Source organism: Algoriella sp. (assembly GCF_036647415.1).
GTDB lineage: Bacteria > Bacteroidota > Bacteroidia > Flavobacteriales > Weeksellaceae > Empedobacter.
The window spans coordinates 25,342-50,698 of record NZ_JAVXKG010000013.1; the positions used below are offsets into that span (position 1 = coordinate 25,342).

Consider the following 25,357-nt stretch of genomic DNA (forward strand, 5'->3'; position numbering starts at 1 on the left):
TAAAATTTATCTATCTTTAATGTATTACACTAATATCATTATGATGAAAAATAATCAATTTCTTGGATTTATTTTACTCTTTTTTAATACTCTTAGTGTTTTTTCTCAAAAATTAAAAACAAATGATTCTCTTGCTATTTCTTATTTAGAAAAAGCATATAGTTATTCATATTATAGTCCAAATTTTCAGAAATATTTAGATTCTGCAATATCAATAAAACCTCAAGAACCTTACTTTTGGCAACAGAAATCGATGCCATTTTTTAAGCAAAGAAAATATGAAAAAGGAATGTCGTATCTAAATAGAGCGGTTGAATTGGATACTACTGGAGAATATTTGGAATATAGAGCATTCATAAAATGTATTTTTCAGAAAAATTATCAATCATCATTAGACGACTTTTTTAAATCTAAAGAAAAATACATGAATGGTTACGTAATGGATCATTCTTATAATTTCTATATTTCGTTGTCTTATTTACAGTTAGGAGATTTAGAGCAGGCAGAAAAGTATATTTTAAATTCTATTGAATATGAAGAAAAAAGCTTTGGTAAGAATGGTGTAAATTATTTAGATTTGTTTTACTACGCAATAATTCTGATGGAAAAAGAAAGATATAATGAGGCTTTGATTATATTACAACAGGTTGTAGGGTTTTACAATAAATTCTCAGATGCGATGTATTATATTGGATTTTGTCACTATCATTTAGGATATTATAAAACTTCTTTAGAATATTTTAATTTATCAAAAAAATTCTTAAAAGAAGGTTACTCTTTTACTGAAGCAAATTCTATTTATGAACCTTATCCTTATCAAATTTATATGCACAATATTGATGCTTTTATAAGTAGATTAAATAATTTTGGTTATAAATAAAAATAATTTCTAAGAAAAAAGCCAACTAAACAGCTGGCTTCTTTTATTATTTTAAAATATCTGCTAAATCTGCAATATCTTCAGCGGAAACTTTGTCTAAGATTTTATCTAAATTCGTTCTCGGAATATCTAATTTAGAATCGATTACCAATACGTTTCGTAATCCATTAATTCCGAAAATCATTTTCTTTACTTGTCCATTATCTTCTTGCAATGAAATATTCAAACGGCTATCTTTTGCTTTAAACTTTACTAAGTTTTCATATTTTTCACCACGCATAGAAGATTGTAAATCATTCATGATTCTTTTTTGTTTTCCTTCTCCTGCATCGCTAACAACAAATACTTTAGCAGATTTTAAATAATTAAATAAATCTGTTCCACCAGCTTTTCCTGCTAATTTCAACGCGAAAGATGGTAACGGAATTACAGTTGCTTGATTGTCATATTTTGTGTAAAATTCTTGCATATTACTTGTTGTTCCACAAGATTGCAATGTGAATAAAACAGCTATAAAGGATAAACCGATTATTTTTTTCATTGTGTGTGTCTTTATATTTAGAAATGCTATTACAACTCTCGTACCGAAAATTATTAAGTTTGAAAATATTCAATAATTCCTAAAATTAGAAATACAATTGATGCAATGATAAAAATAGCTGCAAATAAATAGATACTTTTTAATCTTGCTGTATTAAGAGTTTTAAAAGTATCATTAATGTAATCCATTTTATTTTTTTGTTCTAATCCAAAACTTAAATTTGATTTAACCTCTCTCTTTTTAAAAGGATTGTTTAGAATATAAGCTACAATCAAAATTATTAGACCAAATAAAAAAAGATCCAAGCATTTTTAAAATATTCGTGTTCCATTACAAATAACTTTTTATCATTTCCAAAATCGATGAATCATCTAAACCAATCATTTTTTCTAATTCAGAAATTGAAGCATGTTCGATAAATTCGTCAGGATAACCGTTGATGGTAATATTTCCTTTGTAATGAATAGAATTTAGAAACTCTAAAATTCCATTTCCAAATCCACCCTTTTTTATTCCATCTTCAAAAGTTAGAATGGTAGAATATTTCAGCGAAATAGCTTTCAATCGAGTTTCGTCCAAAGGTTTGATGAATGGAAAATCAATCAAAGCAACTTTATCTTGTAAATTATTTTGAATGATGATTTCTTCAATTCGATAACTAATTAATCCAGTAGAAAGAATCGCCAATTTATTTCCTTCGAAAATAATTTCAGATTTCCCGATTTCTATTTTCTCAAAATCAGAATCATGAGTTTTGATGTTATTTTTTGGATAGCGAATCGCAAAAGGTTGAGATGTAAATTGTGCAGTGTAAAGCAAATTTTTGAAGTCTTTTTCGTTGCGAGGCGAAGTGACAATCATATTCGGAATTTCGCATAAATACGAAATATCAAAAATACCATGATGCGTTGCGCCGTCTGTACCAACAAATCCTGCGCGATCTATACAAAATACAACAGGTAGATTTTGCAACGCTACATCGTGAATAACTTGGTCGTAAGCACGTTGTAAAAATGTGGAATAAATAACACAATACGGAATTGTATTTTGCGTTGCCAAACCAGCCGAAAATGTAACGGCATGTTGCTCTGCAATACCAACATCAAACACACGATTAGGAAAATCTTGGTGACATTTCACTAAATTACTTCCCGTTAACATTGCAGGAGTTATCGCCACAATTTGCTCATTATTTTGTAATAATTGATGCATAGTTTCGCCAAAAACATCTTGGTAAGATTTCTCTTTTTTATTCGTTTTTAATTCACCTGTTTCTTTGTCAAATAAACCTGGCGCATGCCATTTTACTTGATCATTTTCAGCCTTTTCGTAACCTTTTCCTTTAGTTGTTTTGATGTGTAAAACTTTTGGACCTTTGATTTTATCTGCTTTTGCGAAAGAAGTTAAGAGTTCATCAAAGTTATGACCATCGATAGTTCCGATAAAATTTAATCCAAAATTGGTGAAAATATTTTCGGAATGATTTTCTAATGATTTAAAATGTTTTTTCAATCCACCAACCGAAGGATCAATTCCGATATCATTATCATTCAGAATTACTAAAACGTCTAAATCTGTTGATCCAAGATGATTCAGCGCTTCTAAACTCATTCCAGAAGTAATAGAAGCATCGCCAATTATAGCAATGTGTTTACGATTTATTTGATTTATTTTATCTGCTGTTGCCATTCCGACGATTGCCGAAATAGAGGTAGAAGAATGTCCAGTACCAAACGTATCAAATTCACTTTCGGTACGCGCAGGAAAACCTGAAATTCCTTCCTTTTGACGCAAAGAATCGAAAACTTGTTGTCTACCTGTCAAAATTTTATGAGGATAGGATTGATGCCCAACATCCCAAATTAGTAAATCATTTGGCGTGTTGTAATGATAATGTAAGGCAATTGTTAACTCGATAACACCCAAACTTGCGCCTAAATGTCCCGGTTTTACACTCAAAGTTTCCAAAATAAATTCGCGCATCTCGTGTGCAATTGTGCTTAATTGAGATGTTTCAAAAGTCCTAAGTTCCTTAGGATGATTGATTTTTGAAAGTAGACTATCCATTATTCTTTTACAAAATTACATTTTTCTGAGGAATTCTCCGTATCTTTGCTTGTTACAAAATTATACGTGTAACATGTTTCAAATAGGAAAAACCCTTGTATCCGAAGAACTACTAACTGAGGATTTTGTTTGTAATCTGAACAAATGTAAAGGGATTTGTTGTGTAGAGGGCGACGCAGGAGCGCCACTTAATGAAGATGAACTTACTGTTTTAGACGATATTTATCAAGATGTAAAACCTTATTTGCGTCCCGAAGGAATTGCGGTGATCGAGCAAGAAGGTAAATATACAATGGATACGGATGGCGATTGGGTTACACCACTTGTCAATAATCGTGAATGTGCTTATCTTGTTTTCGAAGATAATGGTTTCTCTAAATGTGGAATTGAAAAGGCTTACGAAGACGGTAAAATTGAGTATAAAAAACCAATTTCGTGTCATTTATATCCCGTTCGTGTTAAGGAATTCTCAAATTTCACTTCTGTAAACTACGATGTATGGGATATTTGTTCAGATGCTTGTACCTTAGGAAAAGAATTGAAGGTTAATGTCGCAACATTTGCGAAAGATTCTTTAGTACGAAAATTTGGACAAGATTGGTACGACGAATTGATGGCCATTCAACAAGAATTAAACAACCAAAAAAAGTAAAAAAATTATTTATGTCAATAACAAGAGCAAGAAGATCTACTGATGCGATTGAAAAATTATATATTTCAATGCGCCATTTGTTTCATAGAGGAGTGTATCGTCCATCAGCTGCACCTGGAAAAATTTTAAGAAATTTATTATTCGAAATTGATCCAGAAATTTATGGATCGATGACAGACCCAAATAAAGTTGAATTAAGCGGATTAATGTATGTTTTAGATCGTTTACCAGAAGGAATTGTAGAAACTGCTTATGTAAGTTTTACATCTGATGAAGGATATGATCGTTCTATTTTTACACCAATTATTCCAGCAAAAAGAAGACGTTTTTGTTACCGAATAGATGATGACCAAATGAATATCGAGATTTCTCGCGGACGTTCTGATATTTATGATGTTTTAACACACTTGACGTTTTTATACAACGAAGCAGATAAAATTAGAAACAGAGCTTTTAATAACGAAACACTTTCTAAAAGTAGAGCGTGGGAATTTATCGAAAATGTAGTGTTCAACGAAGTAGAAATTTCTCGTAAAGACCGTGAAGTTGCTTTGATGCATTTATCAACGATTTTGGGAAGAACGTTCGAAGAAACACAAGAAATTCATAGCTATTTTAGTAAACCAGATGATAAAGATAATTTCTTTAGAATCGTTTATTGGATGGGGTACACAAGTCAACAAGATCGTATCGGTACAAAGAAAAGAGAAATTACATTTACATCTACATTACGCGAGTCGATTGGACATCACATGATTGGTGAAAAATGGGCAAATGAGATAAAAAAAGTATTATTCGAAAATAATCTTCAAGACAAAAACATCCACATCATTTCTGCAAATATGCACAGTGTATCGAACATGTTATACGCTTATGATGGATTAAAAAAGAAATACAAAGTAGATAGCGTAGATATTTACGAAGATTTGAGTGCCGCAAACAACAAAATGATGCGCGAATCGTTAAATGATTATGCACAACAAAATGGATTAGTTTATATCAAAGATCAATCAGGAACAAACATCAACGTTCAGATTATTGATATGTCTAAAGTAAACATTGCAAACACGGCATTTTCTTATGCGAAAGCAAAAAATGATGATGTAATTGTCGTAATGGATTATGCATTTGGAGAGCAAGCATTTGAAGCGATGGACGAATTATTAAAACCTTACAAAGTAGGTGATGTTCGTTTTAAGATGAATGTAAAATCTGTAGCGATTATGGGTAAAGCCGGTATTTTAGAAGGAAATAAAGGTGATATTATGATTGCAACAGCACACGTTTTTGAAGGAACAACAGATAATTATGTTTTCGAAAACGAATTAACTGCTGCAGATTTCGAAGGACAAGGATTAGGAGTTTATGAAGGACCAATGATTTCGGTTTTAGGAACTTCATTACAAAATAAAGATATTTTAGAGTACTTTAAATATTCATCTTTCCAAGCAATTGGATTAGAAATGGAAGGTGCACATTACCAAAAAGCAATTCAAGTTGCTTCAAAAATTAGACATCATATTGATAAAGATGTTAAAGTAATGTACGCATATTACGCTTCTGATAATCCATTGGAAACAGGAAGTACTTTAGCATCTGGAGGTTTAGGATTAACAGGTGTAAAACCAACTTACCTAATCACACAAAAGATTTTAGAGAAAATAATTAAATAAATTCAATGAAGAATTTTTCCATTTTAGGCTACGGTCACATTGGACGTGTACATCAACAAGCAATAGAAGAGGCAGAAAATGCACAATTAATTTCGATTATCGATTTTAATTTGCCCGAAGATTTATCAATCAAAGGATATTCTACACTCGAAAGTTTTTTGATAGATGACAAAGAAACAGATGTTGTCATAATATCTACGCCAAACGGTCTACACCGAGAACATGCAATACGTTGCTTAAAAGCAGGAAAAAATGTCTTGATAGAAAAACCAATTGCATTAACAGTAGAAGATGCAAATGAAATATTGAAAGTTGCAGAAGAGAAAAAACTTCGTGTTTTTACATCCATGCAACTTCGTTTTTCGCCGGTTGTACAATATGTTAAAAACTTGATCGACAATCATTCATTGGGTCAAGTTTTTATGATTAATATTAATTGTTATTGGAATCGAAATCGCAATTATTACAAATTAAGAGAATGGCACGGTAATCAAGAAATGGATGGTGGTGTTTTGTTTACACAATTCTCTCATTTTGTTGATATTATGAATTTTTGGTTTGATGAGGTAATCTGTACAAACTCTAAAAGTTATAATTTTACGCACCAAGAAGTAACTCAGTTTGATGATTCTGGTTGTGTAGATTTTACGGCTGACGGAGCAATTGGACACATGGTATATACAACTTCAACATTCAATAAAAATTTTGAAAGTAATATTACACTTATTGCAGAAAAAGGAACCGTGAAAATTGGCGATCAATATTTAAATCAAATGATTTATAGTGATTTAAAAAATGTATGCTGTTCTAATAAAATTTCTACCGACCAAAAGAATTTTCATCCTAATGCAATTGCAGAAATTTCTGAAGCTTTGATAAGTCAAAACGAATCTTTGTTAGAAGGAAAATATGCCGTAAATTTAGTTCAGTTTATTGCAGATGCTAATCGATTAGCATCAGAAAGTAAACAAGATTTTAAAAAGCAAGATTATGAAATTTCACACGCGTAAATGGGTAAAACCAGAAGATTTGAATCCAAATAAAACACTTTTTGGAGGAAAATTATTGGCTTGGATTGATGAAGAAGCTGCACTATATAGCATTATACAATTAGAAAATTCGCATGTGGTAACAAAACACATGTCCGAAATAAATTTTATGGCTTCCGCACGCGAAGGCGATATTGTAGAAATTGGTCTTGAAGTGATAAAATTTGGAACAACTTCGTTGATTTTACAATGTGAAGTTCGTAACAAAATGACGCACGAAACCATTATTACAGTAGACCAAATTACGATGGTTAATTTAGACGCTGATGGTAAACCAAAACCGCACGGAAAGACAGAAATAGAATATGTGATCGACCGTTTAGCGGGAAAAGATTAAATATAAAACAACATAGAAAAGTCGAAACTTAGTTTCGACTTTTTTTTATGTAATTCTAAAATTTTTAGGATTTTGTTTTGAACTTTTTATAGTCAAAATATAGAGATTGACCTCTCTTATTTCATAAAAAAGCATATAATCTTTAATAACTTTTACTCGAACATTTTCAAAGCTAGTTTTTCTTCCAATATTTGGAAATATTTTAATTAAATCAATTTGATTTTGAATTAATTGAAAAAGCTTTTGACTGTATCCAACAGATTTATTACGATTTTTCCAATAATCTAAAATATCAAATAATTCATTTTTTGCTTGACTTGACCAAATTACTTTTTCAACCATTCATTCATTTCTTCGTTTACAGCAGAATTTGAAAAAATATTGTTATTTGCAATCTCATTTTTAGCCTTATTTATTGCAAGTTTCTCTTCTTCCGAAATTTCATAAATAGAACTTTCAGTCTGAAATTTTAATAATTCTAAAACTTCTTCTAATTTCATTTTATCATTCATTTTTGAAATTTGAAGAATTAGTTCCAATTTTAAATCAGAAATACTCATGTTGTTTATTCTTAGAATAATATAAAGTTAGTAAAAATTTTTAGACATAAAAAAACTCTTTGATTCAATTTATGTTAATTAAAATCAAAGAGTTAAAATATGATTTATTAAAAATTATTCCGTAATAAATAATGATTTCAATTCGTGTGCATCAGCAGGATTCATTCTTCCAGCTAAAATAAGACTCAATTGTTTACGACGTAAAGCAGCTTCAAAACGCTCAACTTCTTGCTCAGATTCTGGAATCAATTCCGGAACTTGAACTGGTTTATTGTCATTATCAACGGCAACAAAAGTATAAATACCACTATTTGTTTGGTTGTAAACGCAGCTATCATAATCGTAAACATAGACATCAACATAAACTTCCATCGATGATTTGAACGCTCTTGTTACTTTAGATTCTAACTTCACAGTACTTCCCATCGGAATCGGAATATTGAATGCAACGTGATTTACACTTGCCGTTACAACTAAGAAACTTCCACCATGCATTTTTGCAGAAATCGATGAAATTCTATCCATAGATGCTAATAATTCACCTCCGAACATATTTCCTAAGTTGTTGGTTTCGTTTGGTAAAACCAAGTTTGTCATTACCGCTAACGATTCTTTTGCTGTTTTTGCTTTCGCCATAAACTTTTGTTTGTTGAGTTGCAAATTTCTGTAAAATAATCGGATTTAGAAAAACTTAATAAAAAAATTGTAACTATTTGTAAATAAGCTATTTATTTTATTAACATAAATTTTATAGTTAAAAAATGTTAATAGGCTTTGTTGTATAAAATCTAATCTTACATTTGATGAATAATTATGAGAACGTTTATCACATACCTATTTTCAGCTTTATTTCTGCTATTTTTTGCGGAAACTAAAGTGTTTGCTGGTACACAACATTCTCAGGGAAATTTTACTTCGCACGTAGTCATGCAAGATAATTCACACTTTTATCAAGCAGAAAAAGTGGTGGAGTCTAAAATTTCGCAAACTTCACATATATCTCAAATACAAGAATTAAACCCAAGTATCGAAGAAACTGATGATGATTTACAGTTATCAAAACAGTTTGACATAGAAACTTGTGCAAAACTATTAAGTGTTGTTTTGGTCTTAACTTTATTGATAAAAGGATTAAGAAAAAAGCATCTCTTCTACAATAATACAGTCAAATTATCAAGTTGTAAGTACATATTGTTGCGTACAATTAGAATTTGATTTTTCCTTAAAAATTTAAAATTACATCAAAACTAAACTTCTGTTCTACTTTTTTAACAGCAGGTTGATGCGTTTTTGTATGTATTATTTTTGGCGTAACTACTTCTGCCAAAAACTTTTTTAAAACCAAATTTTCATTTAATAGTTAGAAGAATTATGAAAAGAGTCGCATTGTTTGTCGCTCTGAGTACTGCTTTGTTGGCAACAAGTTGTTCGTCAAAAAAACAGGAAAAAGAAGAAGAAAAAGATTATCCAGTAACTAATCCACTTAGAATGGATACAATCTTGAATAAAGATTATGTTTCGCAAATTAAGTCAGTTCGTAACATCGAAATTCGTGCTCAGGAAAAAGGTTTTCTTGAGAAGATTTATGTAGACGAAGGGCAATATGTGCAAGCAGGACAATTGTTATTCCGTATTATGCCGCAAATGTATCAGGCAGAATATCTGAAAGCGAAAGCGGAAGTAAAAGAAATGCAAATTGAGTTACAAAATTCGAAAACTTTGGCGGATAATAATGTCGTTTCCAAAAACGAACAAGCCATTGCACAAGCGCATTTAGAGAAATCAAAAGCAGAAATGCAATTGGCACAATTACACTTATCATTTACGGATATTCGTGCGCCATTTTCTGGTGTTATAGATAGACTTCCGATGAAATTAGGAAGTTTGATTGACGAAGGTATGTTGTTGACAAACTTGTCAGATAACTCTCAAATGTTTGCTTATTTCAACGTTTCTGAGCCAGAATATTTAGATTATCAAACCAATATTCAAGATCGTGGAAGCAATTCTGTTTCATTGATTTTGGCGAATAATAAACCTTTGCCAGAAAAAGGAAAAGTAGAAACGATAGAAGGAGAATTTAATAATGAAACGGGTAATATCGCCTTTCGTGCGCGTTTCCCAAATCCGAATCGTTTGTTGAGAAATGGAGAAACGGGAAAAGTACAAATGACTGTTCCGTTGCACAATGTGTTGTTAATTCCACAAAAAACGACTTATGAAATTCAAGATAAAGTATATGTTTTTGTCGTGGATAAAAACGGGAAAGTAAAATCTCGTAACATTACTGTAAGCTCAGAAATGCCAGATTTGTATGTGGTAGAAAGTGGTTTGTCTGATAAAGATCAAATTTTGTTAGAAGGTGTTCAGAAAGTGAAAGATGATGATAAAGTGAAAACGAGATTTATGGCGCCACGCAAAGTTTTTGCCTCACTAAAATTAAAATCAAATTAATCATTAAAGACGAAAATTATGTTTGATAAATTTATTCGAAGACCAGTTCTTTCGATCGTCATTTCGTTGATTATTGTTTTCTTAGGAATCTTGTCATTGGTCAAATTACCTGTGACGCAATTCCCTGCAATTTCGCCTCCAAAGGTTAATATTACAGCGGAATATCCTGGTGCAAACAACGAATTATTGATTAAGTCAGTCGTTATTCCGTTAGAGCGAGCTTTGAACGGAGTTCCTGGAATGAAATACATTACATCTGATGCAGGAAATGATGGTGAAGCATCTATTCAAGTTATTTTTGATTTAGGAACTGATCCTAATATTGCTGCGGTAAACGTACAAAACCGTGTTTCGTCGGTTGTAAATAAACTGCCGCCATTGGTTGTTCGCGAAGGTGTGAAAATTACACGTGAAGAGTCGAATATGTTAATGTACATCAACTTGTATAGTAAAGATCCTAAAGCAGATCAACAGTTCTTGTACAATTATGCAGATATTAATATTTTATCAGAATTGAAACGTATCAATGGTGTTGGTGACGCCGATATTTTGGGAAATAGAGAATATGCGATGCGTATTTGGCTAAAACCAGATCGTATGCAAGCGTACAGTATTTCGGCAGATGAAGTAATGAAAGCCTTAGATGAACAAAGTATCGAAGCCTCGCCAGGTAAAACGGGAGAAAGTTCTGGTAAACGCTCAGAAACGTTTGAATATGTCTTAAAATATTCGGGACGATACAATACAAAAGAGCAATACGGAAATATTATTTTACGATCAAATCCAGATGGAGAAATCTTACGATTAAAAGATGTTGCAGATGTAGAATTTGGTAGTTCGATGTATGATATTTATTCTACTCTGAACGGAAAACCGTCTGCTGCAATTGTCATCAAACAATCGTACGGAAGTAATGCAAGTGAGGTTATTAAGAACATAAAATCTTTGATGGCTGATCTTAAAGAAAATAATTTACCAAAAGGAATGGAATATGAAATTTCGTACGATGTTTCTAAATTCTTAGATGCTTCTATGGAAAAAGTTGTTCACACACTTTTCGAAGCTTTTATTTTGGTAGGTATTGTGGTGTTTTTATTTTTGGGCGATTGGCGTTCTACGTTGATTCCTGCGTTGGCGGTTCCAGTTTCGTTGATTGGTACATTTGCGTTGATGCAATTTTTCGGAATTACATTAAACTTAATTTCACTTTTCGCATTAGTTATGGCGATTGGAGTTGTTGTGGATGATGCGATTGTAGTTATCGAGGCTGTTCACGCCAAGATGGAAGAAAAAAATCTCTCGCCTTTACGAGCGACGGAAGAAGCAATGCGCGAAATTAGTGGAGCAATTATCGCAATTACATTTGTAATGGCAGCCGTGTTTATTCCAGTTGCTTTTATGTCTGGTCCAGTAGGAATTTTTTATCGACAATTTTCGATTACAATGGCAACTTCAATTATTCTTTCTGGGATTGTTGCGTTAACATTGACGCCTGCATTATGTGCGATGATTTTGAAGAATAATCATGATCAACCAAGAAAGAAAACGATGTTAAATAAATTTTTATTAAAGTTTAATAATTTATTCAACAAAGGATCATTCAAATACGAGAAAGTTTTAACTAAAATAGTAAGTAAACGTACCATAACATTTGGTGTATTGATAGCATTTTGTGCGGGAATTTTCTTTATCAACAATAGTTTGCCAACAGGATTTATTCCAAACGAAGATCAAGGAATGTTTTATGCGATTATTCAAACTCCTCCTGGTTCTACTTTGGAAAGAACGAATGATGTTTCGCAAAAATTACAAAAGATTGCAGAAGGAATTGATGGTGTTTCTTCAGTTTCGTCTTTGGCAGGTTATGAGATTTTAACGGAAGGAACTGGAGCCAATTCAGGAACGTGTTTGATTAATCTTAAAAGTTGGGACGAACGTACTAAATCGGCAGATCAAATTATTAAAGAATTAGAAGAAAAAGCAGGAAATATTAATGGTGCGAATATCGAATATTTTCAACCACCATCTGTTCCTGGCTATGGTGCTGCTGGAGGTTTTGAGTTGAGATTATTGGATAAAGCTGGAAGTGGAGATTATCATAAAATGGAAGAAGTGAGCCGTGATTTTGTCAAAGAATTAAGTCGTCGTCCAGAATTAAGTTCGGTTTTCACATTTTATAGTGCATCATTTCCACAATATGTATTGAAAATTGACAATGATATTGCCGAACAAAAAGGTGTTTCGATAGAAAATGCGATGGATAATCTTTCAACGTTGATTGGTTCTAATTACGAAACAAGTTTCATCAAATATGATCGACCTTATAAAGTTATGGTTCAAGCAGCGCCTCAGTATCGTGCATTACCAGAGGATATTCTAAAATTATATGTGAAAAATGATTCTGGAGAAATGGTTCCATATTCTGCTTTTATGAAGATAGAAAAAGTGTACGGACTTTCAGAAATTACGCGTCACAATATGTATAATGCGGCAGAAATTAGTGGAACGCCGGCGCAAGGTTACAGTAGTGGACAAGCAATTGCAGCGATAAATGAAGTGGCGAAAAATACCTTGCCTCGAGGTTTTGGTATAGATTGGGCTGGAATTTCGAAAGATGAGGTTTCTCGTGGAAATGAAGCAGTTATTATTTTTGCCATCTGTTTAATATTCGTTTACATGATTCTTGCAGCGCAATATGAGAGTTTTATTTTGCCTTTACCAGTTATTATTTCGTTACCAACAGGTATTTTCGGCGCATTTTTCTTTTTGAAAATGTTAGGATTAGAAAACAATATTTATGCGCAAGTTGCTATGGTAATGTTGATTGGATTACTCGGTAAAAATGCCGTGTTGATTATAGAGTTTGCTGTACAAAAACACAACAAAGGTCTTTCGATTGTAAAATCTGCGATAGAAGGAGCAGGCGTTCGTTTTCGTCCAATTTTGATGACATCATTTGCATTTATTGCAGGTCTTATTCCGTTGGTTATCGCTTCTGGTCCTGGTGCTGTTGGGAATAGAACAATTGGTACAGCTGCCGCTGGTGGTATGCTGTTTGGAACTATTTTCGGGCTATTTATTGTACCTGGTTTGTATGTTGCATTCGGAACTTTAGCTGATAAAATGCAATTGGTAAAATATGAAGATGAAAATCCATTAACCGAAGAAATTGTTGAAGATGAAGAATAATAAAATTAAAAATATAATAGCAATAGGTGTTTTCGGAACAATGATTTGGAGTTGTAAAGCGCCAGCGGTAAGTCAAGAAATTGAAAACCATCAAGCGCCAAAAATTCCAGCTAATTTTGAAAATATTCAGAATAATGATGCATCATTAAACTCTGGATTAACACCTTGGAAACAATTTTTTACAGATCCTAACTTAGTTGTTTTGATTGATGAAGGATTGAAAAATAACCAAGAATTGATGATTACGCTTCAAGAAATTGAAATCGCGAAGAATGAAGTCATGTACAAAAACGGAAAATTAACACCAACTGTAGAAGGAAAATTAGGCGCAGGTGTAGAAAAAGTTGGACGTTATACAAGTCAAGGAGCTGGTGATGCATCTACAGAAATTAAGCCTGGACAAGAAATGCCCGATCCTTTGATGGATTATATGGCTGGATTTTCGGCGAATTGGGAAATTGATATTTGGAAAAAATTGAGAAATTCTAAAGAAGCCTCTGTTGCACGATTTTTATCAACTGTAGAAGGAAAGAATTTTGTGCTTTCTAATTTGATTGCAGAAATTGCGTCGTCTTATTATGAATTACTTTCGTTGGATACGCAGTTAGATTATATTCATCAAAATATTGCCTTGCAAAAAGATGCGTTGCGTGTGGTTAAAATTCAGAAAGAAGCGGCTCGTGAAACAGAATTGGCGGTTAAGAAATTTGAAGCAGAATTGTTGAAATCTGAAAGTGAAGAATTTGATATTCGTCAAGATATTACCGAAACGGAAAATAGATTGAATGCCTTGCTTGGACGTTATCCGCAACCAATAAAACGTGATAATTCGGAGTTTACGAATATGATTCCACAATCGATGAATGCAGGAATTCCAGCACAATTATTATCTAATCGACCAGATATAAAACAAGCAGAATTAGAATTACAAGCTTCTGCTTTGGATGTAAAAGTTGCGCGTGCAGAATTTTATCCATCGCTTAATATTTCGGCTTCGTTGGGTCTCAATGCTTTTAAACCTTCATATTTAATTAAAATGCCAGAGTCTATTTTATATTCATTTGCTGGAGATTTAGCAGGACCATTAATTAATAAAAGTGCGATAAAAGCTGAATTTAATACCGCAAATGCGAAACAAATCCAGGCTTTATACGAGTATGACAAAACAGTATTGAATGCATATTTAGAAGTTGCAAATCAAATGTCAAAGATTGATAATTTGGAAAAAAGTTATGCTTTTAAACAAAAACAATCTGATGCTTTGGTCGAATCTATTGACATCGCGAATCAATTATTCAAAAATAATCGTGCAGATTATCTCGAAGTTTTGATGACACAACGTGATTTATTAGAAACAAAAATGCAATTAATCGAAACAAAAGAAAAACAATTAAGTACAGTTGTCGCTATTTACAAAAGTTTAGGCGGTGGCTGGAAGTAGTTTTCATTTTCATTTCTAACAAAGAAAGAAGCTGTCCGTTTGGGCAGCTTCTTTCGATTTTATGATATTTTGAAATAGATTAATTTTCTGTTCTAACCCAAGTTCCAGGGTTTTTCTTGTTCATTTCGTTCATGTATTTTTGCGCTTCTGCCATATCATTAAAACTTCCAAAGTTTACATAATAATAACGACCTTTTACATACGAAACACTTGCGTTTTTGTAACCTTGTTTTTTAAGATCAGCTAACATACGATCAGCATCTTCCGAACGGCGAAGCGATCCAGCAATAACTTGATATTTTTTTGCAGTAGACTTTGTTGCAACAACAACTTCTTTTTTATCAGTTTTCGAAGGAATTTTAGCGTCTACTTTTGTCGATTTTTTATCTTCAATTTTTACATTTTCTACTTTAGTTCCTTTTTTTATTTCAGTTTTTACCGTTTCTTTTGTAGCTGGTTTTTCTTTAATAATTGCAGTAACTTCCTTTTCGTTTTCGTTAATTTTTGTTTCTTTTACAACTGTAATTTCAACTTTTTTAGGAGTTTCTATTGTATCAGTTTTCGTAACAGTTTCTGCAATTTGATATTCTACCAAAGATGGTTCTGCAATAGTTTGTGGCATATTATACACATCATATTGTACAGTTTTTTCATCTTTTGTTTCCGTTTTTCCAATCATAGGTAAAACTAAACCGCTCCATTGTTCTGTTACAAATTTTTGGACAGGTTGCGGTGTATTAAAATATAGGAAGCCACCAACAATAATTGGAATTAAAGAGGCTGCGGCTAAAAATTTTGACATGTGTTTGTTAGAAGTGTTTGTTTCAGACGAATCTAAAATGTAATTGGCTTGTAAATTTGATAATCCGTAGGCAGCAACAAAATAATTTTGATCATTATAAGGCTTGAAATCGATTTTTCCAGCTTCGTTAAATTGTAAAGAACCAATATTTTTTAAGGTAAGCGATTTACCATTTTTTAAATGTTCTTGCCAAAAATAAACTTGTTCCTCTATAAAAGTCTGAGCAGTATCAAAAGAGATTGGTTCGTCTAAGGCAATTTTATTTACTAAAATTCCATCACTTTTTGTAAGTGTAGAATTAAAAGAAAGATCTTTTTTAGGCGCAAGAAATGTGTTCGTCTTTTCGTCAAACGACACATTTGCAGCATTTGTAATAAATGCACCAAACTGCGGTACAATTACACAATCATGCTTATAAAGTAATTGACTGATATGCTCTTCTAACCTCATATTACGAAATTAACATTTTTTTTAGATTTAACAAAAAATAAATACTTAAAGTTATTCATTTTCAGCTAAATATTAATAATTTAACAAGATGCAAACCGATTTACCCTATATATTAGCACTATCTTTTCAGAAAGGAATTGGTGATATAACAGCTCGAAAAATAATTCAATTTTTTGGATCTGCCGAAAAAGCATGGAATAGCTCTTCAAGAGATTTGATGCAAATTTCGGGAATTGGACAGCAAATAAGCAAAGATTTTGGAAATAAAAAGTGGTTAGATTTAGCTTTTAATGAAATTGAATATTGTAAAAATAATCAAATCAACATTTTAACCATTTATGATGAAATATATCCAGCTTTGTTAAAAGAATGTTTAGATGCTCCAATTGTACTTTTTACGAAAGGAAATATAGAGTTTAATCAATTCAATAATAAAAAAATATCAATTGTTGGAACAAGAAAAATGACCAATTATGGACGAAATTTTATTGCTGAGTTATGTGAAGGTCTTGCAGAATTTGATGTAACAATAGTAAGTGGTTTGGCGTATGGCTGCGATATCGAAGCACATTCGCAAGCGTTAAAAAATAAACTTTCTACTTATGCGGTCATGGGAACAAGTTTTGAGAGAATTTATCCTGCTGCTCATAAAAAAGTAGCAGTTGAAATGCTGATAAATGGAGGATGGATTTCCGAACAGCCAAGTTTTAAAACTGTTATTCCAGAAGCTTTTTTACAACGAAATAGAATTATTGCTGGTATTTCTGATGTAACAATTGTGGTAGAATCTGCATTTAAAGGCGGAAGTTTGGTAACAGCAAAATTTGCGAATGAATACAATCGAGAAGTTTTTGCTCTTCCTGGAAAAACAACAGATTCTTTAAGTGTTGGATGTAATTATTTGATTAAAACACAACAAGCATATTTAATTGAAAATTCAAAAGATATGATTGAGTATTTTAATTTTGATGCGAAAAAACAAAAAAATCAATTAAATCTATTTTTTGATTTTACAGAAGATGAAAAACTGATTGTAAATTATCTTCAAAATCAGGGAAAACAACATATAGATAAAATGTCTTTTGATCTTAATTTGAAATCGTATGAGCTAATGCCAATTTTATTAGATTTAGAATTGAAGCATGCAATTACAACACTTCCAGGTAAATTTTTTGACTTAATACACTAATCAAGACAATTTTTAACAAAAAATGATGTTATAAATTACAGTATTTTTGTAGATATGAAGACCAAATTATTCTTAATCATTGCGATGATTTTCACTTGTTTAAACGCTCAAAATGATAAAGTACGTTGGAACGACTTGTTCTCGTACAATAACGTGAAGTTTTTACAAGAAGTGAAAGGAATTGTTTATTGTGGAACGGAGAACGGAATTTTCTTGTTCAATCCGCAAAATCCAACTGCTGACTGGATTAAGTTGAATAAAACTAATTATCTGAATAACGTAGATGTATCTGCAATGGCTTATGATGAGACTTCGGATATGTTTTTGGTAGGTTATGCAAATGGTGGTTTAGATTTGTTGAAATCAGGCGAATCAACAATGGTTTTGGATATTAAGTGGAATGGATTTAATGGAAATAAACAAATAAATAATATTTATATTCACGATGGAATTGCATTTATTTCAGGCGCTTTCGGAATTGTTTCGTATGATTTGAAAGATGAAGAATTTAAAGAAACGACGCGAACTAATTTGTTTGTAGTGAATGATGCAACGGTTTTAAATAATACATTATATATAGCGACTTCCAATGGAATTTATTCAAATGAATTAAAGAATAAATTAAATAATCCGAATATTAATGCGTGGACTACTGTTATTAGTGGACAAAATATTTCGAATATAGAGTTAAATAACAATGTAGTTTATTATTCTGAAGGTTCTAATTTAAGAGATTTGAATGGATTTTCGCAAGGGTATAATTTTATTGAAGATTTAAAATCATCAAGCAATCAATTAATTATTACTCAAAATGATCAAATTTCTATTTTAGGAGAAAATCTAGAAAATATTATTTATCAAGAGAAAGATGGAGATGGTATTCTACAAAACCTAAAAATGAATTTCAATTCAGGAATTTTCATTAATAATAAATTATACGGAGGAACAACAAAATTTGGATTAATAGATTTCTCTAAAAAAAGTAGTTATGAAGTAGAAAATCCTTTTGGTTATTCACCAGATGGTCCATATAATAACAAATCATGGTCAGTTACTACAAAAAATGGAAAAGTATGGATTGCTCCTGGAGGAATGGATGCTTATGCAGCTCCGGCTGTAAACGCAGATGGTTTTAGTTATTTTAATAAGAAAAAATGGATACACTTCTCTTCAAATAGTATGTACGAAGCAAAAGATATTGTAAACATTGCAGTAGATCCTACAAATGATAATCATTTCTTAGCTTCATCATATTTTGAATACAATAATTGGGAAACAAAATCTAAAAAAGTGGGTGTTTTTGAATTTGAATTAAACTCAGATTCAACGATTAAAAAACAAACACACATCACAAATCCAATTCCATGGTTATATCGTGTAGCAGGTTCTACTTTTGATAATGAAGGAACATTGTATATCTCACATACTTTAGTTGAAGGAGATGACGCAGGAAAAACGAATCATCTTGTTGTCAGAAAAAATGGAAGTTGGACAGTAAATAAACGCATTAATCAAAGTGTATCTAATCCATTAACACCAATTATAGACAATAAATACATCTATATTCCGCAAGCTAGAGAAGGAGGAGTTGCAGTTTTGAGAAAAGATACATACGAATTTGTAGGAAGTGTTTTGAGATCTGGAGAACAAAGTTTACCAACTAATGATGTTTGGTCATCTGCTTTAGATAAAACAGGAACTCTTTGGATAGGAACAGGTCAAGGTTTGGCTATTGTTCCAGGGATTGAGGCTGCTGCAGATGAAAATAATTTGAAAGCAGAACCAATTGTTATAGTTCAAGATGGTATACCAGAAGCCTTATTGACAGATGTTGGTGTCTATGCGATAAAAGTAGATAATGCAAACCGTAAATGGATTACAACAAATGGAGCAGGTGCTTACTATGTTTCAGATTCTGGAGAACGAACAATTTTACATTTTACATCGAAAAATTCACCTTTACCATCAGATATTGTATATGATGTTTCGATAGATGAAACAACGGGTAAAGTATTTTTTGCGACAGAAAAAGGTGTCGTTTCTTATAACGGAGATGTTTCTTCGGAAGCATCAGATTTTAGTCAAGCCATTGCATATCCAAATCCATATCGTCCAGAATATAGAGGAAATATCACGATAAAAAATCTACCAAATCGTGCTTCAGTAAAGATTACAGATATTGTAGGAAATCTAGTTTTTGAATCAAAAGCTGATGGTGGAATTGTAGAATGGAACACAAATAATGCAAAAGGAAAGCCCGTAGCTTCTGGAATTTACTTAGTTTTGATGACAAATTCTGATGGAACAGAAACCAAAACATTAAAAATTGCAGTTGTTCGTTAAATGAAAATTTTAGAAACTAAAGCCATTGTACTTTCTAGCTTAAAATATGGAGAAACAAGTTTAATCATTAGATGTTTTACCCAAGAATTCGGTCTAAAATCATTTATAGCAAAAGGCGTTTTTTCTAAAAAAAAGAGAAATACGTCGTTGTATTTTCCTTTGTCTGAAATAGATTTAAGTTTTCAGCCGAAATCAAATGAGCAACAATTAGTATTCTTAAAATCTGCGCAAGCGTCCTATTATTACGAATCGTTACACTTTCATCCAATCAAATCGGCGATTGTTTTCTTTTTGGCAGAAATTCTGAATTTAGTGCTGAAAGAAGAATCATCTAATCAAGAAGTTTATTTCTATATTGAACATTCGTTGAAAGAATTTGATCAAAAGAAAGAAGATTTTGCAGATTTTCACTTGATTTTTTTACTTCAATTATCGCATTTCTTAGGATTTTATCCAAATTTAGAACAAGACGGAAATTTATTTGATTTAGAAAATGGATTTTTCTCCAATTCTAATTCATCAATCAATATGTTGAAAGCTGGTGAAACAGTCTTGTTCAAAAAATTGTTAGAATTAAGTTTTACCGAAGATTCAAAAAACACATTCAATCAACCACAACGTTCACTATTACTCGAAATTTTAGTCAAATATTATCAAATTCATACGACTAATTTTAAGAAACCAAAATCACTACAAGTTTTACATGAATTGTTTAGTTAAAATAATTTCTAACATTTCTTTAAAACTTAGAATAAAGAAAAGGCTTATATTTGTTATACTTTTTAAAAAGCAATAAAATGAAATTCAATACAAAAGCTATACACGGTGGTCAACATCACGATCCTTCTACAGGAGCGGTAATGACGCCAATTTATCAAACATCTACATTTGCACAAAGATCACCAGGAGATTATAAAGGATACGAATATTCTCGTGGCGCAAACCCAACACGTTCTGCTTTAGAAAATGCATTAGCATCTATAGAAGGCGGAGTTGCAGGTTTCGCATTTGGTTCTGGTTTAGCAGCAATCGATGGTGTATTAAAATTATTCAATCCAGGTGATGAAATCATTGCAATGGATGATTTATATGGAGGTTCTTACCGTTTATTTACACGTGTTTATGCAAAATACGGATTAAAATTCCATTTTGTAGACATGACAAATATTGATGCGGTTGTAGCATTAATCAACGATAATACAAAAATGATTTGGATTGAAACACCAACCAATCCATTGATGAAAGTGGTTGATATAAAAGTGGTAAATGATGCGACAAAAGCAAAGAAAGCAGATGTTTTAGTTGCAGTAGATAATACATTTGCATCGCCATATTTACAACGACCAATCGAGTTGGGTGCTGACATCGTCATGCATTCGGCAACAAAATATTTAGGTGGTCACTCGGATTTAGTTGCGGGAGCAATCGTTGTAAATTCTGAGCAATTGGCAACAGATGTTCACTTCAATTTATTTGCGACGGGTGGAATTTTAGGACCACAAGATTCGTATTTAGTTTTACGTGGAATCAAAACTTTGGCTGTTCGTATGGATCGCCACTGTTCTAATGGAATGAAAATCGCTCAGTTTTTAGAAGCTCATCCAAAAGTTGCGCATACCTATTATCCAGGTTTAGAAAATCATCCACAACACGAAATCGCGAAAAAACAAATGAAAGATTTCGGAGGAATGGTAACGTTTACGTTAGTTTCTGGTAAAAAAGAAGATGCTTTCAAAGTTTTAGAAAACTTACAAGTTTTCACTTTGGCAGAATCTTTAGGAGGAGTAGAGTCATTGGCAAATCATCCAGCTACCATGACGCATGCATCTATTCCAGCAGAAAAACGTGCTGAAATTGGTATTACAGATGATTTAATTCGTTTGTCTGTTGGTATCGAAGACATCGACGATTTATTAGAAGATTTAGAACAAGTTTTGAGTTTGATTTAATCAAAAAAATATAATTATAGATAGAAACGACTCAATATTGAGTCGTTTTTTTATTACTTTTAAATAATGGAAAATATAATTTTAATAATTGGGTTGATTTTTATTTTATTTTTTGTTCGATTATTTTTTAAACGTTTTGATAATGTTTTTAAAAATACTGAACGAATTAAAGAATTAGAAATTCAGAATAATGAAATTTTATCAGAATTAAAGGAATTAAAAGAAATTTTGAAGCAAAAAAGTTAATGAAATTTCTACTCTTTTTTCTTCTTTCTCTGATTTGTTTTGCACAAAAACTTGATACTATAAATTTGAATCAAGTTGAGGTGAAGAATTATTCCAAATACAAACAATTTCGACCAAAATATAAGAAAGTTGTGAGGTTGACCGATCACACAAGTTTTGGGTTAAAAATATTTTCGAATTTTTTACTTCCTAATGAAAAAGAAATAGAAATTGTGGCAATAGAAATTTTATTTGAATCAGAAATTCAGAAGAAAAATTATTGCAATGAATATTATTATTTCAAACCAATTATTACAAAATCAGTAGATAATAAAACAAGTTTGATTGATGAGAAATGGTTTTCGGTTGACAAAGATTATGCTGGAAAATATATTTTTCCAATTCATCTAAAACTAAAACCTTCCGAAGTTAAAAACTATTTTATTGGAATAGAATCCTCTTATGAAAACACGTTTTGTTCAGAGGCCAATGGTTATTTTGATTTGATAGAAACAAAGAAAAAATCGGATATTTTTGTTCATTTTAATGACAAACCAAATTCAGGATTTAAGAAACAAGAATTATTTGGTAATTATGCTTTAAATTACGTTATTTACTATAAATAAGCTATTTATGAAGTTGTTCTTTAGGAATGAATTTTCCTAAAAGAGTTTCTGTTTTATTATCTTTAGTAAGATGATATAAATAAAAAGGACTTCCTTTTTTTTCTTCAGATTCTACAATTTTGTAGTTTGTTGTATCATTTTTATATATAACCTGAAACTTCTTTGAAAATCTTATGTAATCAATTCTTTGATTATTTGAAGTTTTCAAATCAATAGAATCAATTTTATTTGTTTTGAAAAATGATTGATCTAAATTTTGAAATTTTACAGTTGAATTTTTTACACTAGTTAAATAATCTTTTTTCAGATTATTTTTATTTAGAAAAGAATATACAAGAAGAAATAAGCTACCAAATAGAACAAAAAAAATACAAAAAGCATTAATTTTTTTATTTAAAAAGATACCAATTTTATTAATTTCTTCATCGCTCTCATAATTAATTCTTTCTAGACCAAACGTATTAATCCAGCTTCCAAATAAAAAGAAAATTATACAAAAAAGTAAAATAATTAAAATTGTTATCATTGATAATGATTTATAAAAGTTAAAATTAGCTTATTTCCACAATAATTTTAATTCAACTTTATATTTTCCAGCGTAAGGTTTTGCATTTGTAGGTTTCTCAGAAATAGAGAATTGATAAACGCCACGCGCTGGTAAATCAAAAATAGTTTCTTTGCTAAAAGGTCCACCTTTTATAGAATCTACAGGTCCTTTGATATGATTGATTCTGATATTTGCGGTAGAATCTTGTGCAGAAATTTTAATCCAAACTTTTTTAGCCGAATCCGCATTGAAAGTAAATGTATTCGTTTGTCCTGCTAATTTAGTCGGTTCAGCTTTTGCTTTCGCATAACTTACGACAAGATTTTCGGTTGTATTATTAGCGCTAAAAGGAACAATTTTATCTGTTTTCGAATTAATTTTTACAGGAGACTTTTTCGCAACTTTTTTCTGAGGAGTAGCTGTTTTTACAACTTCTTCTTTCATTACATCTTCCTGTACGGGCTTATCTTTTTTTACTAAATCGGCATAAGCCGAATCAACACCAATTTTGCTTGGATAAATTGTAGGCGTAGATTTATCTTGGCAATTGTAAAAAGTCAATAATGTAATAAAAACGATAAAAGTCCATTTCATAACAGAAAAATTCTGTTGTAAAAGTAGTTATTTTAACTGCAATTTCAAGGTATATTTTCCTCGAAATGGATCACCTTGTATCAAATTTTTGCCAATTTTGATTTGATACAATCCTTTTTCTGATAAATGGTAAACTAAATCGCGATCAAAAGGTCCATCGCTTTTATTGGTTGGTGAAATAATTTGATTGATGCGAAGATTTGCTGTATCATTAATAGAAGTTAATTTGATAAAAACTTGTTTCGAATCATTATTTCTAAAACTAAAAGTTTGTTGTTCATCATTTTTTTTATCAAGTATAAATTCTCCTTCACCATTTACTAACTTTAATTCAGTATTATTTTTTAGAGATAGAGGTAAGGTTTGATTATTTTTAATTGTGATAATATTATCTGTAAGAGCAATTGTATTTTCTGGCTTATTAATGTAATCGCTAATTTTAGAATACGTAAAAAGAATTGCAATTGTAATGGATAAGATTAAAACAGGAATATATTTTTTCATTGTTGTAATTTTGAGGTTAGTTCTAAACAAAATTTAAACCAAATATTTTTTATGTTGTACTATGAAGTTGAAGGAGAGGGAAAAAGCATTGTTTTTCTACATGGATTTTTAGAAAATCATTCTATTTGGAATAATCTTCGTGATGATTTAAAAGATCAATATCAGATTATAAAGTTAGATCTTCCAGGGCATGGAAATTCTAAAACTTATAAAGAAGAAAATACGATGGAAGAGATGGCAGATGAGGTAATTACTGTTTTAGATGAATTAAACATTGATAAAGCCACATTTGTTGGACATTCTATGGGTGGTTACGTGGCTACAGCCTTGGCAGATTTGTACCCAGAACGAACAGAAAATATTGTTTTGCTTAATTCGTCGACTTTAGCAGATGATGATGCTAAGAAAAAACAACGTCTACGAGCTTGCGAAACGGCACAGAAAAATTTTAAGGTTTTGGTCAATTTTAGTATGCCTGCTTTGTTTGCTGCTCATCATCGAGAAAATTTTAAAGAGGAATTACAATTTGTGAAAAATATTGCGTTGAAAACACCTATTGATGGAGTTTGTGCAGCGTTGAAAGGAATGCGAGAACGACCAGATCGATCATCAATTTTGTATGATTTCAAAGGTGGAATATACATTGTTGTGGGAATGAATGATGAAACAGTAAATCCTACATTGTTTTTGACTTTAATTCCAAATTTACCTAATATTCATTTGTACAAATTTGACGGGGGACACATGGCTTTTATCGAGCATTACAACGAAGTTTTACAAATTCTGAAATCAATTTAACGTTTGCGCAGAAAAAATTCTTTCATTAATAAAGAACATTCATCTTCCATAATTCCTGAAACAATTTCAGTTTTTGGATGTAATTCTCCAATCTTTGCTTTAAATCCTCGCTTTTCGTCAGACGCACCATAAACAACTTTTGATATTTGGCTCCAATACAAAGCTCCACCACACATAACACATGGTTCTAATGTGACATATAGTGTACAATCTTGCAAATATTTTCCGCCCAAATAATTTGCAGCAGATGTTATGGCTTGCATTTCTGCATGTGCTGTAACATCGGTTAGAGTTTCAGTTAAATTATGAGCTTTCGCAATAATTTTGTTATTTGTTACAATAATTGCACCTACTGGAATCTCATCACGTTCAAAAGCTGTAGTAGCTTCGTTAAGGGCAATTCGCATAAAATATTCGTCTGTAAAAAGATTTTCCATGGCTAAAATTTAAAGCAAAAATAATCATTTCAGAATAGGATATTCGATAC

The 25,357-nt window shown here is 31.3% G+C and carries 27 protein-coding genes; 16 read left to right on the forward strand and 11 right to left on the reverse strand.

Going from position 1 to position 25,357, the window contains the following annotated elements; genetic code table 11:
- Nucleotides 1–40: 40 nt before the first annotated feature.
- Nucleotides 41–880, forward strand: coding sequence for a tetratricopeptide repeat protein (locus RSC72_RS07405; protein WP_332565861.1), 840 nt, complete (start codon nucleotides 41–43; stop codon nucleotides 878–880).
- A 46-nt stretch (nucleotides 881–926) separates the two neighbouring features.
- On the opposite strand, the gene RSC72_RS07410 is transcribed toward RSC72_RS07405, so the two are convergent.
- The 3 genes from RSC72_RS07410 to RSC72_RS07420 form a co-directional block, all read right to left on the reverse strand.
- On the reverse strand, nucleotides 927–1,421 hold the full coding sequence (locus RSC72_RS07410; protein ID WP_332543751.1) for a DUF4252 domain-containing protein: 495 nt from the start codon (nucleotides 1,419–1,421) through the stop codon (nucleotides 927–929).
- Nucleotides 1,422–1,474: 53 nt separating this feature from the next.
- Complete coding sequence (locus RSC72_RS07415) at nucleotides 1,475–1,609, reverse strand: hypothetical protein (protein WP_332543752.1); 135 nt, start codon at nucleotides 1,607–1,609, stop codon at nucleotides 1,475–1,477.
- A gap of 142 nt (nucleotides 1,610–1,751) precedes the next feature.
- Nucleotides 1,752–3,488 carry a 1-deoxy-D-xylulose-5-phosphate synthase gene (locus RSC72_RS07420; protein WP_332543753.1) on the reverse strand — a complete coding sequence of 579 codons (1,737 nt, stop codon included), beginning with the start codon at nucleotides 3,486–3,488 and terminating at the stop codon, nucleotides 1,752–1,754.
- 73 nt (nucleotides 3,489–3,561) lie between these two features.
- Here RSC72_RS07420 and RSC72_RS07425 point away from each other — a divergent pair, with 73 nt between their 5' ends.
- The 4 genes from RSC72_RS07425 to RSC72_RS07440 are packed head-to-tail and all read left to right on the forward strand — an operon-like array spanning nucleotide 3,562 to nucleotide 7,199.
- Nucleotides 3,562–4,140, forward strand: coding sequence for a DUF3109 family protein (locus tag RSC72_RS07425; protein WP_332543754.1), 579 nt, complete (start codon nucleotides 3,562–3,564; stop codon nucleotides 4,138–4,140).
- Nucleotides 4,141–4,151: 11 nt separating this feature from the next.
- On the forward strand, nucleotides 4,152–5,813 hold the full coding sequence (locus RSC72_RS07430; RefSeq protein ID WP_332543755.1) for a DUF6909 family protein: 1,662 nt from the start codon (nucleotides 4,152–4,154) through the stop codon (nucleotides 5,811–5,813).
- A gap of 5 nt (nucleotides 5,814–5,818) precedes the next feature.
- Complete coding sequence (locus tag RSC72_RS07435) at nucleotides 5,819–6,823, forward strand: Gfo/Idh/MocA family protein (protein WP_332543756.1); 1,005 nt, start codon at nucleotides 5,819–5,821, stop codon at nucleotides 6,821–6,823.
- Nucleotides 6,804–7,199 carry an acyl-CoA thioesterase gene (locus tag RSC72_RS07440; RefSeq protein WP_332543757.1) on the forward strand — a complete coding sequence of 132 codons (396 nt, stop codon included), beginning with the start codon at nucleotides 6,804–6,806 and terminating at the stop codon, nucleotides 7,197–7,199. Before RSC72_RS07435 ends, RSC72_RS07440 begins: the two co-directional genes overlap by 20 nt.
- A 45-nt stretch (nucleotides 7,200–7,244) precedes the next feature.
- Here the strand turns inward: RSC72_RS07440 and RSC72_RS07445 are convergent, their stop codons facing one another.
- The 3 genes from RSC72_RS07445 to RSC72_RS07455 all read right to left on the reverse strand — a co-directional run bounded on the left by RSC72_RS07445 (nucleotide 7,245) and on the right by RSC72_RS07455 (nucleotide 8,395).
- Nucleotides 7,245–7,541, reverse strand: coding sequence for a type II toxin-antitoxin system RelE/ParE family toxin (locus RSC72_RS07445; RefSeq protein WP_332543758.1), 297 nt, complete (start codon nucleotides 7,539–7,541; stop codon nucleotides 7,245–7,247).
- Nucleotides 7,526–7,699, reverse strand: a complete 174-nt coding sequence (locus RSC72_RS07450) for a hypothetical protein (RefSeq protein WP_332565862.1) — start codon at nucleotides 7,697–7,699, stop codon at nucleotides 7,526–7,528. The genes RSC72_RS07445 and RSC72_RS07450 overlap by 16 nt, the downstream gene beginning before the upstream one ends.
- A gap of 174 nt (nucleotides 7,700–7,873) precedes the next feature.
- Nucleotides 7,874–8,395: an acyl-CoA thioesterase gene (locus RSC72_RS07455; RefSeq protein ID WP_332543760.1), complete on the reverse strand. Its 522-nt coding sequence runs from the start codon at nucleotides 8,393–8,395 to the stop codon at nucleotides 7,874–7,876.
- A 177-nt stretch (nucleotides 8,396–8,572) separates the two neighbouring features.
- On the opposite strand from RSC72_RS07455, the gene RSC72_RS07460 reads away from it, so the two are divergent.
- From RSC72_RS07460 to RSC72_RS07475, 4 genes are all read left to right on the forward strand, one after another.
- Nucleotides 8,573–8,974 carry a hypothetical protein gene (locus RSC72_RS07460; protein WP_332543761.1) on the forward strand — a complete coding sequence of 134 codons (402 nt, stop codon included), beginning with the start codon at nucleotides 8,573–8,575 and terminating at the stop codon, nucleotides 8,972–8,974.
- Nucleotides 8,975–9,130: 156 nt separating this feature from the next.
- Complete coding sequence (locus tag RSC72_RS07465; RefSeq protein ID WP_332543762.1) at nucleotides 9,131–10,213, forward strand: efflux RND transporter periplasmic adaptor subunit; 1,083 nt, start codon at nucleotides 9,131–9,133, stop codon at nucleotides 10,211–10,213.
- Nucleotides 10,214–10,231: 18 nt separating this feature from the next.
- Nucleotides 10,232–13,402 carry an efflux RND transporter permease subunit gene (locus RSC72_RS07470; RefSeq protein WP_332543763.1) on the forward strand — a complete coding sequence of 1,057 codons (3,171 nt, stop codon included), beginning with the start codon at nucleotides 10,232–10,234 and terminating at the stop codon, nucleotides 13,400–13,402.
- The gene (locus RSC72_RS07475; RefSeq protein ID WP_332543764.1) at nucleotides 13,392–14,843 is read left to right on the forward strand and encodes a TolC family protein; all 1,452 of its coding nucleotides are present in this window, start codon (nucleotides 13,392–13,394) and stop codon (nucleotides 14,841–14,843) included. Before RSC72_RS07470 ends, RSC72_RS07475 begins: the two co-directional genes overlap by 11 nt.
- A gap of 79 nt (nucleotides 14,844–14,922) precedes the next feature.
- Here RSC72_RS07475 and RSC72_RS07480 read toward each other — a convergent pair whose 3' ends face one another.
- Nucleotides 14,923–16,095 (reverse strand): SPOR domain-containing protein, encoded by a 1,173-nt coding sequence (locus tag RSC72_RS07480; protein WP_332543765.1) that lies wholly within the window; start codon nucleotides 16,093–16,095, stop codon nucleotides 14,923–14,925.
- Between the two features lie 88 nt (nucleotides 16,096–16,183).
- Between RSC72_RS07480 and dprA the strand changes: the two genes are divergently transcribed.
- The 6 genes from dprA to RSC72_RS07510 all read left to right on the forward strand — a co-directional run bounded on the left by dprA (nucleotide 16,184) and on the right by RSC72_RS07510 (nucleotide 22,427).
- Complete coding sequence (gene dprA / locus RSC72_RS07485; RefSeq protein ID WP_332543766.1) at nucleotides 16,184–17,284, forward strand: DNA-processing protein DprA; 1,101 nt, start codon at nucleotides 16,184–16,186, stop codon at nucleotides 17,282–17,284.
- A 54-nt stretch (nucleotides 17,285–17,338) separates the two neighbouring features.
- Nucleotides 17,339–19,627, forward strand: coding sequence for a type IX secretion system anionic LPS delivery protein PorZ (porZ, locus tag RSC72_RS07490; protein WP_332543767.1), 2,289 nt, complete (start codon nucleotides 17,339–17,341; stop codon nucleotides 19,625–19,627).
- Nucleotides 19,628–20,347 carry a DNA repair protein RecO gene (gene recO, locus RSC72_RS07495; RefSeq protein ID WP_332543768.1) on the forward strand — a complete coding sequence of 240 codons (720 nt, stop codon included), beginning with the start codon at nucleotides 19,628–19,630 and terminating at the stop codon, nucleotides 20,345–20,347.
- A gap of 77 nt (nucleotides 20,348–20,424) precedes the next feature.
- Complete coding sequence (locus tag RSC72_RS07500; RefSeq protein ID WP_332543769.1) at nucleotides 20,425–21,576, forward strand: cystathionine gamma-synthase; 1,152 nt, start codon at nucleotides 20,425–20,427, stop codon at nucleotides 21,574–21,576.
- A 66-nt stretch (nucleotides 21,577–21,642) separates the two neighbouring features.
- Nucleotides 21,643–21,822, forward strand: coding sequence for a hypothetical protein (locus RSC72_RS07505; RefSeq protein ID WP_332543770.1), 180 nt, complete (start codon nucleotides 21,643–21,645; stop codon nucleotides 21,820–21,822).
- Complete coding sequence (locus RSC72_RS07510) at nucleotides 21,822–22,427, forward strand: hypothetical protein (protein WP_332543771.1); 606 nt, start codon at nucleotides 21,822–21,824, stop codon at nucleotides 22,425–22,427. The genes RSC72_RS07505 and RSC72_RS07510 overlap by 1 nt, the downstream gene beginning before the upstream one ends.
- Nucleotide 22,428: 1 nt before the next feature.
- Here RSC72_RS07510 and RSC72_RS07515 read toward each other — a convergent pair whose 3' ends face one another.
- Genes RSC72_RS07515 through RSC72_RS07525 form a run of 3 tightly spaced genes read right to left on the reverse strand, consistent with a single transcriptional unit; the run spans nucleotide 22,429 to nucleotide 24,072 of the window.
- Nucleotides 22,429–22,953, reverse strand: a complete 525-nt coding sequence (locus RSC72_RS07515) for a hypothetical protein (protein ID WP_332543772.1) — start codon at nucleotides 22,951–22,953, stop codon at nucleotides 22,429–22,431.
- Nucleotides 22,954–22,983: 30 nt separating this feature from the next.
- A complete protein-coding gene (locus tag RSC72_RS07520) occupies nucleotides 22,984–23,568 on the reverse strand; it encodes a hypothetical protein (protein ID WP_332543773.1) in 585 nt (194 codons plus the stop codon).
- 27 nt (nucleotides 23,569–23,595) lie between these two features.
- A complete protein-coding gene (locus RSC72_RS07525) occupies nucleotides 23,596–24,072 on the reverse strand; it encodes a hypothetical protein (RefSeq protein WP_332543774.1) in 477 nt (158 codons plus the stop codon).
- A gap of 51 nt (nucleotides 24,073–24,123) precedes the next feature.
- Here RSC72_RS07525 and RSC72_RS07530 point away from each other — a divergent pair, with 51 nt between their 5' ends.
- Nucleotides 24,124–24,870 (forward strand): alpha/beta fold hydrolase, encoded by a 747-nt coding sequence (locus tag RSC72_RS07530; protein ID WP_332543775.1) that lies wholly within the window; start codon nucleotides 24,124–24,126, stop codon nucleotides 24,868–24,870.
- Here RSC72_RS07530 and RSC72_RS07535 read toward each other — a convergent pair.
- Nucleotides 24,867–25,307 (reverse strand): nucleoside deaminase, encoded by a 441-nt coding sequence (locus tag RSC72_RS07535; RefSeq protein ID WP_332543776.1) that lies wholly within the window; start codon nucleotides 25,305–25,307, stop codon nucleotides 24,867–24,869. The two genes, RSC72_RS07530 and RSC72_RS07535, sit on opposite strands and share 4 nt — an antisense overlap.
- Nucleotides 25,308–25,357 lie beyond the last annotated feature (50 nt).